Source organism: Pseudomonas sp. PB106 (genome assembly GCF_009764645.1).
Lineage (GTDB): Bacteria > Pseudomonadota > Gammaproteobacteria > Pseudomonadales > Pseudomonadaceae > Aquipseudomonas.
In genome coordinates this window covers 1-17,163 of record NZ_RWIM01000066.1, presented here as the reverse complement: position 1 = coordinate 17,163, position 17,163 = coordinate 1, and the positions used below count along the sequence as shown (strand labels likewise).

General features: G+C 62.2%; 4 protein-coding genes. All 4 read left to right on the top strand.

The genetic code is table 11. The annotated features are described in order from the left end of the window. Positions 1 to 116 precede the first annotated feature (116 nt). Positions 117 to 1,523 (top strand): type II secretion system ATPase GspE, encoded by a 1,407-nt coding sequence (gene gspE / locus EJA71_RS08700; RefSeq protein ID WP_158955976.1) that lies wholly within the window; start codon positions 117 to 119, stop codon positions 1,521 to 1,523. Next, a complete protein-coding gene (gene gspF, locus EJA71_RS08695) occupies positions 1,523 to 2,734 on the top strand; it encodes a type II secretion system inner membrane protein GspF (protein ID WP_158955974.1) in 1,212 nt (403 codons plus the stop codon). The genes gspE and gspF overlap by 1 nt, the downstream gene beginning before the upstream one ends. A gap of 498 nt (positions 2,735 to 3,232) precedes the next feature. Beyond that, the gene (locus EJA71_RS08690; RefSeq protein WP_158955972.1) at positions 3,233 to 4,345 is read left to right on the top strand and encodes a substrate-binding domain-containing protein; all 1,113 of its coding nucleotides are present in this window, start codon (positions 3,233 to 3,235) and stop codon (positions 4,343 to 4,345) included. Between the two features lie 202 nt (positions 4,346 to 4,547). Next, entirely contained in the window at positions 4,548 to 17,051 is a 12,504-nt protein-coding gene (locus EJA71_RS08685) for a filamentous haemagglutinin family protein (RefSeq protein WP_158955970.1), read from the top strand. The last annotated feature ends 112 nt before the right edge of the window (positions 17,052 to 17,163 follow it).

Sequence of the window (17,163 nt, the reverse complement as noted above, 5' to 3'; positions counted from 1 at the left end):
GTAGGAGCTGCCGAAGGCTGCGATCTTTTGATCTTGCTCTTCGACGGATCCAAACGACCAAAGAACAAAAGATCGCAGCCTGCGGCAGCTCATGCAGGGATTGGGGAGGGCTTGAGATGAGTGTGTTGCCTTACGCCTGGGCGAAGGCGCAGCGGATTTTGTTGTGCGATGGGGTGTTGACGGTGTGCCCGTCGACGCCGGGCTGGTCGATCAGTGAGGCGCGGCGACAGTTTGGTGCGACCACGATTCAGCGGGTGCGCGATGATGAGCTGGATGGTTTGCTGGCCGTGGCCTACGCCGATACCGGCAGTGCGGCGGCGGTGGTTGGCGCCGCTGAAAACGAAGTCGACCTCGACCGTTTGATGCAGGACATGCCGGAAATCACCGATCTGCTCGACACTCAGGACGGCGCGCCGGTGATCCGCATGATCAACGCCTTGCTCACCCAAGCCGCGCGCGATGAGGCCAGCGACATTCACATCGAACCGTTCGAAACCCATTCGGTGGTGCGCTATCGCGTCGACGGCACCCTGCGTGATGTGGTGTCGCCACGCAAGGCGTTGCACGGTGCATTGGTGTCGCGGATCAAGATCATGGCCCAGCTCGATATCGCCGAAAAACGCCTGCCCCAGGACGGTCGTATCGCGCTGCGTGTGGCCGGGCGGCCGATTGATATTCGCGTGTCCACGGTGCCGACCGGACACGGCGAGCGGGTGGTGATGCGTTTGCTCGACAAGCAGGCCGGGCGTCTGCATCTGGAAACTTTGGGCATGGACGCGCAAGTGCTGGCCAAACTCGACCATTTGATTCGTCAGCCCCACGGCATCGTTCTGGTCACCGGCCCCACCGGCAGCGGCAAAACCACCAGCCTCTACGCTGCACTGGCGCGGCTGGACGCGAGCACCAGCAACATCCTCACCGTTGAAGATCCGGTGGAATACGACCTGCCGGGCATTAGCCAGATTCAGGTCAACGCCAAGATCGACATGACGTTTGCCTTGGCGCTGCGGGCGATTCTGCGGCAAGACCCGGACATCATCATGATCGGCGAGATCCGCGATCTGGAAACCGCGCAAATCGCCGTGCAGGCGTCGCTGACCGGTCACCTGGTGCTGGCGACGTTGCACACCAACGACGCGGTGTCGGCGGTCAACCGTCTGATCGACATGGGCGTTGAACCGTTCCTGTTGGCCTCGTCGATGCTCGGGGTGTTGGCCCAGCGGCTGGTGCGGCGTCTGTGCAATCAGTGCAAACAGGAGGACCCGGCAACGCCCGGCACCTGGCGCCCGGTCGGCTGCCCGGCGTGCAATCAAACCGGTTACAGCGGCCGCACCGGCATCCACGAATTGTTCTGCATCGACGACGACATCCGCACCCTGATTCACCAAGGGGCAGGGGAGCAGGCCTTGCGCGCCTCCGCCGCGAAAGCCGGGATGTTCAGCCTGCGCGAGGACGGTGAACGCTGGATCCGCAGCGGCGCCACCGCGCCAGAAGAAATCCTTCGTGTGACACGGGACGCCTGATGAATCGCTATCGTTTTGAAGCTGCCGATGCCACTGGCAAGATCGAATCCGGGCACCTTGAGGCCGACAGTCAAAGTGCCGCTTTCACTGCGTTGCGCACGCGGGGTTTGACTGCGCTGGCGGTGCATAAGGAAAGCAACGTCGCCCAGCACGGCGGCGGTGGATTGTTCAGTGCCAAACTCTCCGACAACGATTTGGCCTGGGCCACGCGACAACTGGCCAGCCTGCTCGGCGCCAGTCTGCCGCTGGAGGCTGCGCTGAGCGCCACGGTTGAGCAGGCCGAGAAAAAACACATCGCCCATACCCTCAGCGCCGTGCGTGCCGACGTGCGCAGCGGCATGCGTCTGGCCGAATCGCTGGCGGCGCGGCCTCGGGACTTTCCCGAGATCTATCGCGCATTGATTGCGGCGGGCGAGGAGTCGGGCGATCTGGCGCAGGTGATGGAACGGCTGGCCGATTACATCGAAGAACGCAACAACCTGCGCGGCAAGATTCTCACCGCGTTTATCTATCCGGGGGTGGTCGGGCTGGTGTCGATTGGCATCGTGATTTTTCTGCTCAGCTACGTGGTGCCGCAGGTGGTCAGCGCGTTTTCCCAGGCGCGACAGGATTTGCCGGGGCTGACGTTGGCGATGCTGACGGCGAGTGATTTCATTCGCGCGTGGGGCTGGTTGTGTGCGGCGATCACGGCGGGGGCGTTCTGGAGCTGGCGCCTTTATCTGCGTAATCCGGCGGCGCGGTTGCGTTGGCATCATCGGGTGCTGAAGTTGCCGCTGTTCGGGCGGTTTATTCTGGGTTTGAACACGGCGCGGTTCGCCTCGACCCTGGCGATTCTCGGCGGCGCGGGCGTGCCGTTGTTGCGCGCACTGGAGGCGGCGCGGCAGACGCTGTCCAATGATCGCTTGAGCCTGAGCGTCAACGAGGCCACGGCCAAGGTGCGCGAGGGCGTCAATCTGGCGGCGGCGTTGCGCGTTGAGAACGTGTTCCCGCCGGTATTGATTCACTTGATCGCCAGTGGCGAGAAAACTGGTTCGCTACCACCGATGCTCGAGCGCGCGGCGCAGACCCTGTCGCGGGATATCGAGCGCCGGGCGATGGGCATGACCGCGCTGCTGGAGCCGCTGATGATTGTGGTGATGGGCGGGGTGGTGTTGGTGATTGTGATGGCGGTGTTGTTGCCGATTATTGAGATCAATCAGTTGGTCCAGTAGTGGTGGGCCTGAAATATTGATGGTGACTGGGCCGGCCTCATCGCTGGCAAGCCAGCTCCCACAGGGTTTTGTGTTGTGTCGCAAATCGCATTAACAACACTGTTCCCTGTGTGGGAGCTGGCTTGCCAGCGATGAGGCCAGTCAGGCCAATAAATAATTCAAGGTTTTTGCAAAAGATTCGCCATCACCCGACCCTCAAAACAACCATCCTCGGGTTCTCCTTTCTGTCATCTGCAACCACCCGTCAACGCCTCCAGACCGATTCAACCAAACCCGCGATCCAGACACTGCGCAGCAGCCGACAAACACCCGAGAAAATCCCTTCAGAAACACCGCGCACCTCCCGAGGTTTTTTCCTTTATCTGTCACCGGAAGCTGCGAATTTCTCAGTGCGACTTCACCACGGCCAACGCCAGCGAGGGCCCGGTGAGTCTTCCCAGTGTCATGCAAGCAACCCCGAAACCTGTGTTCACAACCCAGTTGAAAAGGAGATTCTTCATGTTCAAGCGCACTCTGATCGCAGCTTCCCTGACCGTCGCCGCTCTGGCTTCTGCTCAAGCCATGGCCGTTACCGGTGGTGGTGCAACCCTGCCAGCCGCTCTGTACAAAGGTGCTGCCGACAGCATCCTGCCAGCCAACTTCTCCTACGCTGCCATCGGTAGCGGCGGTGGCAAGACTGCTTTCCTGAAGAACAACCCGGCTGGCTTCGGCACCACCGGCACCGTGCACTTCGCCGGTAGCGACTCGATCCTCAGCGCTTCGGAACTCAGCACTTACACCAGCGAATTCGGTGCTTCGTACGGCCCGCTGATCCAACTGCCTTCGGTGGCCACTTCGGTTGCCATTCCGTACAAGAAAACCGGTCAGACTGCTCTGAACCTGACCAGCGCCCAGCTGTGTGACGCTTTCTCGGGTACCGCTGCTACTTGGGGCGCTCTGCTGGGCACGGCTGACACTACCCCGATCCGCGTCGTGTACCGCAACGTTTCCAGCGGCACCACCGAAATCCTCAGCCGTCACTTGAACTCGGTCTGCTCGGCCAAGTTCGCCACCAACAACACCTTCACCAACGCACGCCTGCCGGCTGGTTCTGCGCTGCCTTCGAACTGGGTGGGCGTCGCCAACACTTCCGACGTCGCCACTGCCGTGAACGCGGTTGACGGCTCCATCGGTTATGTCGGTCCGGACGGTGTTGACGCCACCAGCAACGCGGTGGTTGCTCGCGTAAACGGCGTTCAGCCGACCTCGCCAAACGTGACACTGGCGCTGTCTTCGGTGACGCCTCCGTCGTCTGCAACCGACGCAGCCGATCCGTCGAAATGGTCACCAGTGGTGGCTAACCCGACTTCCGGTTACAAACTGGCCGCCTACACCAACTTCATCTTCGGCCAGTGCTACAAGGATGCAGCCGTGGCCGCCGATGTCAAAGCTTTCCTGACCACTCACTACAGCAACCCGGGCAACAACACTGCGACTCAGGCCCACAAGTTTGTCGCCGTGCCTAACGCCTGGAAAACCGCTGTAACCGCTAACTTCATCACCAACACCTCGGGCAACAACCTGAACATCAACAACACCACCGTGTGCAACACCATCGGTCGTCCTTTGTAAGCTCGGACTGTCGTAACAAAAATGGCGGCAACCTTCGGGTTGCCGTCATTTTTTTTGCCGACTACTCCTCGAACATGAAGTTTGTGTGACATCCGTTCGGTCGTGGCCCTCGCCAACGGCCTATGTCGTAACAGCAGGTTTTTGCAGGCCTGCGGCAGCTTTGGCCACCAAAGTGTGGCAATCAAAAAAGGATCTCGTAGTGATGCTCGCTCGCCCATCCCGTCGTCGTACCAACGTTCAGTCCGCCAAACGTGAAGTCGTAGAGCCGACGCTGTGGCTGCTCAAGCCGCTGGCGCACGCCGTGGCGTTGTGTCTCGTGGCGGGCAGCGCGCAGGCGCAGACGGCGTTCAGTTCGAGTTGGTTTGCCGCCAAGGGTGCAGCGCAACAGGCAGCGGCGGCGCGTCCGAGCATGGGCGGCTTGCCGGGGATGACACCGCCGCTGGCTCAACAGCAGAAGGCCAATCAGCAGTTGCAGCGTTCGATCCAGACGTTGAACAACACCGTTGCCGCGATTGCCGCACAACAAGCCGCGCAGGCGGCCGGACGTGCAGCGGCGCTGGGCACGGTGCAGTTTGTGCCGGACGGTCTGGGTGAGGGTGGTCTGAAAGTCGATAACAGCCTGGCCCAGGGCTGGCAGAACGCCAAAGGCCCGCAGCAGACTCAGGCCGATGGCAAGACCACGGTGAAGATCGAGCAGACCGCCGACAAGGCGATCCTCAACTGGGAAACCTTCAACGTCGGGCGCAACACCACGGTCGACTTCGCTCAGCAAGCGAACTGGGCGGTGCTCAACCGGGTCAACGATCCAAGCGCCCGGGCCAGTCAGATTCAGGGTCAGATCAAGGGCGCCGGCACGGTGATGCTGGTCAACCGCAACGGCATCGTTTTCAGCGGCAGCAGCCAGGTCAACGTGCGCAACCTGGTGGCGGCGGCGGCCAATATCACTGACATCCAGTTTCGCGACCGTGGGCTGTACTTCGACAGCACCGGCACTCAGCCGACGTTCACCGATGCCGCTGGCAAGGTGCTGGTGGAGCGCGGCGCGTCCATCGCGACGCACACACCGGCAGTGTCCACCGATGCTGGTGGCTATGCGTTACTGCTCGGCAACGAAGTGCAGAACGACGGCAGCATCAGCACCGCCAAAGGGCAGACCGTATTGGCTGCTGGTGATCGCTTTTACATTCGCAAAGGCTCGGGCACTGAGGGCAAAGCCCTTTCGACGACGTTCGGCAGTGAGGTCACGCCGGGCTTCAAGGTCGGTGCTGTGGCGGGCAAAGTCACTAACAACGGGCTGATTCAGTCCGCCACTGGCGACATCACTTTGGCCGGTCATGAGGTGGTGCAAAACGGTGTTTTGCTCGCTAGCACTTCGGTGGCGACGCGCGGCACGATTCATTTGTCCAACCCAAGCACCGACAGCACGGGCAGCGTCACGCTGGGGCAGGGCAGTGCCACGGCAATCATGCTCGACAGCAGCGACCTCACGGCGCTCGACAGTCAGCGTGACGCCGCGCTGACCGGGGTCAACGCCAACAACCGCATCCGTGGCGATCAGTCGCGTATCGAGATCCAGAGCGGCGGCAGCGTCGAGTTCCAGAACGGCTCGATTACCTTGGCGACCGGCGGCCAGGTCGCGGTCAGTGCGCAACGTCGCAGCCTGGTACGTGATGGCGCGATGATCGATGTGTCCGGGGCGCTTGGCGTCAAGGTCGCAATGGAAAACAACAACATCAAGATCAACGTGCAGGGCAACGAACAGCGCGACGCGTCGATCAACCGCGAGAAGGGCGCGCTCAACAGCAATGACGTCTGGGTCGATGTCCGCGAATTGGTCTACGTGCCGGCCGGCACCAACGGCTATGCCACGGAACGCTGGTACACGGCGGGTGGTTTGCTCGAAGTCGGTGGCTATCTCGGCACCCAGGGCCACAGCGTCGGCGAGTGGATGGCGCAGGGCGGTATGGTGAGTTTCGCCGGTAACGATGTGGTCACCGAGAAGGGTTCGCTGATCAACCTGTCCGGCGGCACGCTGGATGTGCAGAGCGGCCAGATTCGTCAGAGCTGGCTGCGCGGTGCCGACGGCAAACTTTACGAAGTCTCGCGCGCGCCGGGGGATCTGCTCTACACCGGGTTGTACAAAGGCTATGAGGACAGCAGCGAACGCTGGGGCCAGACGAGCTATTTCTACAACCCGCTGATCGCGCCGCGCTCACGTTTCGAGTCCGGCTACACCGTTGGCCGTGACGCCGGGCAACTGGTGATTGCCACCGCCAACGCTGTGCTCGATGGGCAGATGATCGGCGAGGTGTATCAGGGCGAACGGCAGAATCAGGCGCCGAAACCGGTGCTCGACGGCTATGAACAAAGTCAGACAGCACTGGCGCGGCGTGCGCAATTGATCGTCGGCAGTTACGACCCGACCTACGTCGCGGCGGCGAGCGGTTTGTTGTACACGCTCAATCCGACGCTGGACCAGGTGCAGATTGGCGGCGAACGTCCGCTTGCTGGCAGTGATCTGGACCTCACCGGTGCGGTGTCCGATGCGCGCAAGGGCAAGTTGTTTCTTGATCACGATCAACTCAATGGTTTGCGCCTCGGTGCGCTCAAAGTGTCGGCTAAGGATCAGGTCGTCGTCGACGGCGCACTGACGGTCGATAACGGCGGCGACATCACCCTGTATGCCCCGGATGTGCAGATCGGCGCTGACCTGACTGCGCGTGGCGGTAGCCTGCGCCTGGGCAACGTGCTCAATCAATTCCTCTCCAGCGATACCGCCGACACTCGGCTCACGGCCAAGGCCGACAAGGCGACCCAGGTCAACGTGGCCGACGGTGTGCGACTCGATACCCGTGGCGTGTGGAGCAATTTGCGCACGAACCCGGACGATGGCGCGAACCTCGCGTACTTGAATGGCGGCTTGGTATCGATCCGCAGCAGTGGCGATATCGATATCGGCGCGGGCAGTCTGCTCGATGTGTCCTCCGGCGGCGCTGTGCTGGCCAACGGCAAGACCCGGGGTGGCAAGGGCGGCGACTTGACGCTGGAATCCAGTGCGATTTCGGCGCCCGGTAAAACGCATCTCGACCTTGCGGGTGAACTGCGAGGCTACGGTGTCACTGGCGGCGGCACGCTGACGGTGCAGGCCAACAAGATCCTCGTTGGCCAGACCGACCAGGCATTGGCCGACAACACCCTGCAACTGTCCGGTGATCTGTTCAACAAGGGTTTTTCCGCCTATAACCTGATCGGCCTGAGCGGATTGGACGTCGCCGATAACGCCGTGATTGACGTGAACATGCCGGTGTACCGTTTTGGCGATGCCGCGCCGCATCAGGTCAGTGGTGTCGATCCGCAAACGGCGCTTGAGTTGTGGTCGCCGACGCTGTTCCAGGAAAACCCGATCAAGGGCCTGTTGACCCAACGCGCCGGCGCCAGCCTGACGCTGCAGGGCGGCGCCAGCCTGATCGGCTTGATCGATGCCGCCAACAGTCCGTTGACGCTGGGCCGTGGTTCGCGCATCAGTGTCGATCCGGGGCAGAGCATCAAGCTGCGCGGGGCGGGGCAGATCACGGTCGAAGGTGAACTGAATGCCTGGGGCGGGACGATTGATATTCGTCAGCAACAGTTTGGCTCGATCAACCCGGGCACCTCCAATCAAGTGGCGGATTCGAATGCGCACAACCGTTCGATCTGGATCGGCGAGCAGGCCGTACTGGATGTCGCCGGACGCGCCAATACGGCCATTGATGTTCTGGGGCGCACGTACGGTCAGGTCGGCAAGGGCGGCAGCATCATCATCGGCGGCGAAATAGACACGAAACTGGCGACGGCCACAGCGGCCGATGCCTATGTCATCGTTCGTCAAGGGGCTCGACTCGATGCGTCCGGCACCGAAGCGGTTCTCGATATCGCCGATCAGGGGCCGACCCGCGTTGCAACGGATGGCGGGCGCATCAGCCTGAGTTCCTACAACGGCTTGTTCATGGAGGGCAGCTTGCGTGCGGCGGCCGGAGGTGTCGGCGCTGCCGGTGGGCGTCTGGAGCTGGCGCTTGAGGTCCCGTTGTACTTGGATTCGGCAGGCAATGCGGTGCGCGCGCCGAGGGAAATCATTATCGGCCAAGGCCCCGGCGACGCGGGGTTGTCCGCCAGTTTGCGGCCGGGCGATGCTGCCGACAGTTTGCGCTACGGGCAGACGCGCCTGAGTGCGGATACGTTGATGGCCGGCGGTTTCGACAACCTGAGTCTGCTGAGCAACGGCTTGCTGTCGTTTGACGGTGACGTCAATTTGCACATGAACCAGAGCCTCAATCTGTATGCCGGGGCGCTCTCGCTGGCAGAAAAATCCAGTGATGCGGCACGTGTCGATTTGCGCGCGCCGTACCTGCGCCTGTCCGGTGTCGGTACTTACTTTGAAGCGCCCACCATGACGCGGCCACGGGTGATCCTCAACCCGACGAGCCGACTGTCGCAGGCCACGTTCAATGCCTCGGCGAACTTGCTGGATGTGGGCAACGGGCTGTCGTTCGGTACCCAGGGTGCGATCTTGCAACAGCAAGGACCTGCCGCTGCATACAGTCGCCGGGCATTCGGCCTGGTGTCCCTCGACAGCAGCGGTGACCTGCGTTTCCTCGCGCCCAATGACCGTGCCGAAAAAACCCGCCTGTGGACCCCGGGCGACTTGAATCTCGGTGCGGCGCAAATCTACCCCGCCACGGGCGTGCAGGCTGACGTCCGCGCCGGCTATCAGGGCGCCGACCTGGCGAACGAACACACCCTGCGGATCAGCGGTCGCGGCGCGGCACCTGCGGCGGTGCCTTATTCGGTATTCGGCAGTTTGACCCTGATCGCAGGCACCATCGAGCAGGGCGGGGTGATCCGTGCACCGTTGGGCCTGATTACCCTGGGTGACGATGTTTTGACCGCCACAGGTGCGGTGCGCCTGTTGCCGGGCAGCATGACGTCGGTCAGCGCCGCCGGGCTGGTCATGCCTTACGGTGGCACCACCGACGGCATCGACTATCGCTACAACGACAAGTCGGTCATCTTGAATGGCATCACTGGCCAAACCAATGGCGTGGTCGTCAACTCGCAATACATCGATGTACAGAGCGGTGCGACTGTTGATCTGTCCGGTGGCGGTGATCTTCGCGGCGCCGGTTTCGTTTCCGGACGTGGCGGCTCCACCGATGCCCGTCTCAATCCGCTGGTTCGCAATGCCGCCGACGGCACCTTCAGCTTGCCAGGGCTTGCGAGCAATCCGGTCTACGCCATCGTGCCGGGTAATCAGAGCGTCTATGCGCCGGTGGTGGCAGGGGCTGCAGCAGTGGATCCGCGTGTCGGCCAGCAGATCACCCTTGGCGCCGGCGTGCCCGGTCTGGCAGCCGGCACCTACACCTTGTTGCCCTCCAGCTTTGCCCTGTTGCCGGGGGCGTTCCGCGTTGAAGTCAATGGTCAGGCGACGCCGAGCGGGACGACGCGTGCGCTGCAACTGCGCAACGGGTCCTGGACCAGCAGCGGGCAGATGTCGATTGCCAATACCGGTTTGCGTGACAGCCTCGCCAGTCAGGTGATCCTGACGTCTGCCGATGTGTTGCGCCGCTACTCGCAATACAACGAAACCAGCTTGACCCAGTTCATCTACAGCGATGCCGCGCGACGGGGCGTGCCGCGTGCGCTGGCGCCCATGGACGGCAAGACGCTGGACTTGCGTCTGAACGCGGGTGGCGAACAGGACATTGCTTTGCAGTTCAACGGGCAGGCGCTGTTCAAGGCCGCCGAGGGTGGCTTTACCGGCACCGCCGTACTGCGCGGGGGCAATGCCGGTGCGAACTTTGAAATCCTTGGTGCAGGGCGTGCGCCAACCGCTGACTTCGATGGCGTGTCGATCTACGCTGACACGCTCAACAACCTCAACGCCGGACGCCTGAGCATCGGTGCGATGCCGAATGTCATGTACGTCAACTCGGCCAACATCATCGGATTCCTTGGCACCAGCAAAGACATCGTTCTGCGTGAAGGGGCGATCCTGTCAGCGCCGGAAGTGCTCTTGCGCACCACGTCGACCCTTGGCGGCATCACGGTCGAGGCCGGGGCGGGGATCAATACCCTGGGACGCGGCGATGTGGCCTACGACTCAACGGCCGGCTATTTCTATCAGCCTGACCAGTCCAGCCTGTTGCTGGCTTCCAATGGCTGGACCCACGTTCTGGCGCCGAAAGCGGCGAGCGGCATTTCCGGCGGCGGCAGCATCCGCGTCGGTGTCTGCACAATGGCTGTGTGCAGCAACCCGGCGATCCTTTATTCGGACGGCAGTCTGACGGCCGCCACGGATAATCAATTCGAACTCGACGAAGCGGTGCGTTTCGGTACACGCCACCTGGCGCTATCGGTCGGCTCGGTCAACGCCGGCAGTGCCGAGGCGCTGGCAGCGGCAGGCAGTCGCGTACCGGTGGGGTTGATGCTGAATCAGAACGTGCTCAATCGCCTGTTGCGTGGCGATACGCAGTACGGCGCACCGGCGCTGGAAACCCTGAGCCTGACCACTCGCGATGCTTTCAATTTCTACGGCAGCGTGAGCCTCGACACCCTCGATCCGCAGACTGGCCAGAGCAAACTGCAGAATCTGTTGCTGGTCACCCCGGCGATTTATGGCTGGGGCGATGCCAGTGATGTGGCGAGCATCCGCACCGCCAACTTGATCTGGAATGGCGCCACGCAAAGCCCAGGCGGCGTGATCACCGCTGGCGCCGGTACGGGCAGCGGCACGCTGGACATTCAGGCGCAGCGTATCGAGTTGGGTTACGACCCGATGCCGCAAGCGAGCGGGCTGGATCAGAACAATCGTCTGGCGCTGGGCTTTGCCAACGTCAACCTGAGCGCCAGCGACCGCATCACCGCCAACCATAAGGGCAGCCTCGCGGTGTATCAGGAGCAGGGCACTTACGACCCGGTCAAGGGTTACAGCTACAGCGGCGGCAACCTGAATCTGCGTACGCCGTTGCTGACCGGTGAAGCGGCGTCGGTCAGTGTGCTCAAGGCTGGCAACAATCTGACGCTCAGCGGTGGCGGGGCTGCCGGGGTGGCGGACGCGCTGGGTGCCGAGTTGAACCTTGAGGCACGCAATGTCGTGCTCGACAGCCGTATCGCCTTGGCCAGTGGCAAGCTGACGGTCAAGTCCGAAGGTGATTTGACCCTCGGCAGTGCTGCGGTGCTGGACATGGCCGGGCGTACGTTGCCGTTCAACGATGTGAACAAGTACAGCTGGGGCGGCGACGTGTCGCTGTACAGCGCCAACGGCAATATCCGGCAGGCGGCGGGCTCGCGGATTGATCTGTCGGCGAAGAATAATCAGGCCGGCAACCTCACGGCCACCGCGCTGGCCGACGCGGCCGGGACAGTCGATTTGCAGGGTGAAATCCTCGGCGGCAGCAGCGGTTATTACGATGCCGGCGGCACGCTGGTGCCGTACAAGGCCGGGGGCGTGGACATCCGCGCGCAAAACCTCGGCGGAGATGCCACGGCGCAATTCGCCGCGCTCAATCAACGCCTGAACGCCGGGCAAGTGTTCGGCAGCCGCAGCCTGCAACTCAAACAAGGCAATCTCGTGATCGGCGATGGCCTCAAGGCTGGTGACATCAATGTCTCGGTGGACAACGGCAGCCTGACCGTGGCCGGTCTGATCGACGCCAGTGGCGAGCGCGTCGGCAGCATTCGTCTGTCAGCGAAAAACGGTCTGGCGCTCGCCGGCAACAGCGTACTCGACGCCCATGGTCGCGTGTTGCGAGTCGACAGCTACGGCAAGATCATCGATGCGCCGAACCGCGCCACGGTGGAACTCAACTCCGGCGAGGGCGTACTCACGCTGGCGTCCGGCGCGCGGATCGACCTGCGTCACGGCACCGATGCGCTGCCCGGTTTCCTCGCGGGTCAACACGACGGAATGCTGCGCGGCACCCTGGAGCTGAACGCGCCGCGTCTGGGCAGCAATGACATCGCCATCGACGCCACCGGTGCGTTGACCATTCAGGGCGCTCGCTCCATTGGCCTCAACGCTACACGCCGCTACACCGATGCCCGCGATGGCGTCGATCAAGCGGTCAGTGGCCGACCGTATCAAGTGATCGACCAAGCCATGCTCGAGCGCATTCACGGTGACAGCAACACCTTCATCAATGCCGCGCTGGGCAACAACGATCTGCTGCAACGCAAACTCGCCGGGCTGAATAACGCCACGTACGCCGATGCATTCCATTTACGCCCGGGCGTGGAAATCGCCAGCAAAACCGCCGACGGCGATCTGGTGGTGGAGGGCGATCTGGACTTGTCCGGTTATCGCTATGCCAGCCTCAATCCGCACACGCGCTTGAATCCGGCGGTGTACGGTTCCGGTGAGGCCGGCAATCTGGTGATCCGCGCGGGTGGCAACCTCGATATTTACGGCAGCATCAACGACGGCTTCGCGCCGCCGCCGGAAACTCAGGACGATGCCGGCTGGAAATTGATTGCCGGTGTGCAGCCGTTCGGCGCTGATCTGATCGTGCCGGGCAGCGGTGTTTCGCTGGCTGAAGGGACACAGTTCCCGGTCGGCGCCACGCTCAATTACGACGTGACAATTCAGGGCGCGGTGTTGGCCAGCGGCACGTTGCTGCCGACTCAGGCAGTGTTGGCTGAGGCGTATACCTTTAGCGCCGGCACGGTGTTGGCCGGGGCCATCCATGATGCCAGTGGCAACCTGCTGTATGCGGCGGGGACATTGCTCAGTGACAGTGTGACGGTGCCGGCGAACAGCCGTTTGGGTGCTGGCATTCGCTTGAACAAAGCGACGAACCTGCAAGCCATGAACTGGCCCAAAGGCGTGCCGTTGCCGGGGGTTTACAACGCCGACCTGCAAAGCGTTTCCGGGGTCAGCCTGAGTGGTTCGCTGGCATTGCTGCGCGGATCGCTGATTCCTTCCATGACCGACGTGAAACTGGCCGACGGCACTTCACTGATCGAACTGCGCCCGTTTACCGGCGACCAGCAAGGCAAGAATTGGGCGGTGGCGAGCATGCTGCCTTCGGGCAGTGCATCGTGGTCGATGCGCGTGGTGGCGGGGGCGGATCTTGGTGCTGCCGACAGTCGTACGGTGAGACCGCTGACCCCGGAGGGCAATCTGCGGCTGGCGGACGCTCACTACGGCGTTAAGGTGACGACGTCTGCGGGGAGACTGGTCTGGGCTGCCGGCAACCAATACGGCTTTCCAGAATTCGAGCCTGTTTCCGACGATTTTCTTGTCCTGTGCGATATAGAACCGGGAGACTGCGCGCCAATGGCACGCTGGGTATGGGCGCCGGGCAGTGGTCAAGGACCTGACTACGAACCCGTTCCCGAGGAGTATCAGGTCCTTTGTGAAATCTATCCGGAGTTCTGCATCGGCAATAATCCCGGCACAACCGCCAAGGCCCACAGCCAGATGTTCAGTGTGCTGCGCACCGGTACTGGCGATCTTGATCTGATGGCTGCCGGCAACTTGAGCATGGATTCACCGTTTGGCGTTTATACCGCCGGCACTCAATCAGCGAACGTCGATCCGTTGTACAACCAGAAACGCGGGTATCTCTCGAACAGTAATTCGGTATTGGGCAGCGCCGGTGCCGATTATGAAAAATGGGTCAACGGCGGCACCGACAGTCTTTACCAGGCCTGGTATCCGCAGATGGGCGGCAATCTGACGATCAACGCGGGCGGGTCTGTTTCGGGCGATTCGGTAGGGCAGAAAGCTCGATCGACTTCAGGTGGAACCCGGGAGCAGATCGCAAGTGTCGCGGTGGGCAACTGGCTGTGGCGCCAAGGCACGGACAACCCGGATATGCCCACGGCCTGGTGGATGAACTTCGGCAGCTATGCCACCCAATTGATGCCAGACACGAACACCAATACCGAACCGTACCTGGTCGGGTTCACCGGTTTTGGCACTTTGGGCGGCGGTAATATCAGCCTGCGGGCCGGTGGTGATGCCGGCATGCTCAAGCCGTTGGGGGATGCCGTGAACAATCCTCGAAGCCAAGGTCTGATCGTCGCAGTCGGCAGCACCGGTCGAGTCGCCAGCGATGGCAGCGTGCAGATGACCGGGGGTGGTGACATGGATATTCGAATCGGCGGTACGTTCAACCCGTCGCTGCAAGCGCGGGCAGGAGAAACCGGTATCGGCAGACCGGTCCATGATCTGCAAGGTGCGCTGATCAACCTGCGCGGTGCGGCACAAATGACGGGTGGAGCACTGGGTGGCATCAACCTGAGGTACGGCGCCAGCACCGTGGTCAATGATCTTCGGGAAACCCGGGCACTTGATCCATTTACCTCGACCACCGGTAGCGCTTCCGGAGGCGTGGTGCTGATTCCGGGAGACTCGGGCATGAGCCTGAGCAGCCGTGGGGATCTGGTATTGGGTGGTGCAGCGGATCCTGGACGAGTGAGTCTGATGAACGCCAGCCCGATCATGGCCGCCAACGGTAGCGTTCAGCAGGGCGGTACTCTGAGCGGCTTCTCATTGTGGACCGACCACACCGCAATCGATCTGTTCTCGGCTGGCGGGAACCTGACGCCGGGCACACAGATATCCGAGGTCAACTCATCCAACGGTCTGATCACGGGCCGCAATACCTCTCCTACCGATGGCCGGTTTGTCTATCCATCGATACTTCGTGCGGTGGCGGGCCAGGGATCCATCTATGCAGGACCATCCGCGACGTTCACTGGCGTAGACAACTACCCGCTGCAAGGTTACTCACTGCTCCTGGCTCCGTCGAAGTCGGGACAGCTTGAACTGCTGGCAGGTGACTCTATCTACGCCGGTGGCTATGCGATCAACCAGTCGGGGGCGAGCCCGATGGCCATTACCACGCCGTTCAACCCGGCGTTCAACACCTTTACCACCAACAGCAACACAAGCAAGCCGGTGCGCACCAACTACAGCGACGATGGCGTGGCACCAGAGAGTAACGTGCGATATCCGCTGTTTGCCTTTGGTCCCGATAGCTATTCGGGTTTGAACGACGTACAGGGGCCGGCGCGAATCTACGCACTGACGGGGGACCTGGTGGGCGTTCGCAGTGGTGAAACGTTGAGCTTTTCCACTTCCAAACGCACCTGGTACGAAGCGGCCGGTCCTGTGTGGATGATCGCCGGTCGTGACATCGTCGCCTCCGGCACCACCCTGGGGCAGCCTACGGCAGTACCGAGTTCAGAAATAAGCAACGGCAAGGATGGCATTTCTTCCACCGGCAACCTGTTTGTCCACAATGATCCGCGAGACGTATCGCGAGTGTCAGCAGGTCGCGACATTCTCTACAGCAACTTTGATATCGCCGGGCCGGGAACGCTGGATATCAACGCCGGGCGCAATATCCTTATGGAAAACCGCGCCAGCATCACCAGCCTCGGCTCGTTGGTGGCAGGCGATAAACAACCGGGTGCCAGCGTGGTATTGCAGGCCGGTGTGGGCGCGCAGGGGCCGGATTATTCGCGGTTCATTGCCCGCTATCTGAACCCGCAGAACACTGCCAACCCGAATGCCTCTCTCAATGGCCAGCCGGGCAAAGTGGTCAAAACGTACGTTGATGAATTGCAGAGCTGGCTGACCCTCGGCTATGGCTTCAGCGGTGATGCCGAGCAGGCCCAGGCGTTTTTCTCCGCGCTGCCAACCGCCGAGCAAGCGATCTTCGCGCGGCAGGTGAACTTCGCCGAACTGCGCGCCGGTGGCCTGGAATACAACGATGTCGATGGCCCGCGTCAAGGCAGCTATCTGCGCGGTCGCAACGCTATCGCGGCGTTGTTTCCAACTACCGATGTGGCGGGCAATGCGATCCGTTATGACGGCGACATCACGTTGTACGGCGGAGCAGGGGTCAAGACCCTGTTCGGCGGCGACATCCAGATGCTCACCCCCGGTGGCGGTCAGGTGTTCGGCATCGAAGGCGCCGCGCCGCCATCGACGGCGGGGATCATCACCCAGGGCTCGGGCAACATTCAGCTCTACTCGCAGGGCAGCATCTTGCTCGGCCAGAGCCGGATCATGACCACCTTCGGCGGCTCGATTCTCGGCTGGTCCGCCGAGGGCGACATCAACGCCGGTCGCGGCTCGAAAACCACCGTGGTCTACACGCCGCCGAAACGCGTCTACGACACTTGGGGCAACGTGACCCTGTCGCCGTCGGTGCCAAGCACCGGCGCCGGTATCGCCACGCTGAACCCGATTGCCGAAGTGGCGCCGGGCGACATCGACCTGATCGCGCCGCTGGGCACCATCGATGCCGGCGAGGCGGGGATTCGTGTGTCGGGCAACGTCAACATCGCCGCCCTGACGGTGGTCAACGCTGCCAACATTTCGGTGCAGGGCAAATCGACCGGGGTGCCGGTGGTGTCGGCAGTCAACACTGGCGCGATCACCTCGGCCAGTTCGGCGGCATCTTCGGCCACGCAAGCGGCGGAAGACGTGGCGCGTCAGCAGCAAGCGGCCTCGCGGCAGAATCAGGCCTCGGTGTTCACCGTGCAGGTGCTGAGTTTCGGCAACGAACAACTCGCCCCAACCCGCGATGGCGCCAGCCGCACCCCGGCCCCGGGTTACAACCCGAACAGCCCGGTGCAGGTGCTGGGCGCAGGGGCGCTGGATGAACAGGCGAAGCAGCAGTTGACCGAGGAGGAACGTGGGCAACTGACGCTGTAAACGACTCTCGTGCAGTACGTTTGGGCGGCCATTTGGCCGCCCTTTTTTTGTCTGCTAAAAACTTCGGAACTAGCCACAACCCCTGTAGGAGTGAGCCTGCTCGCGATAGCGG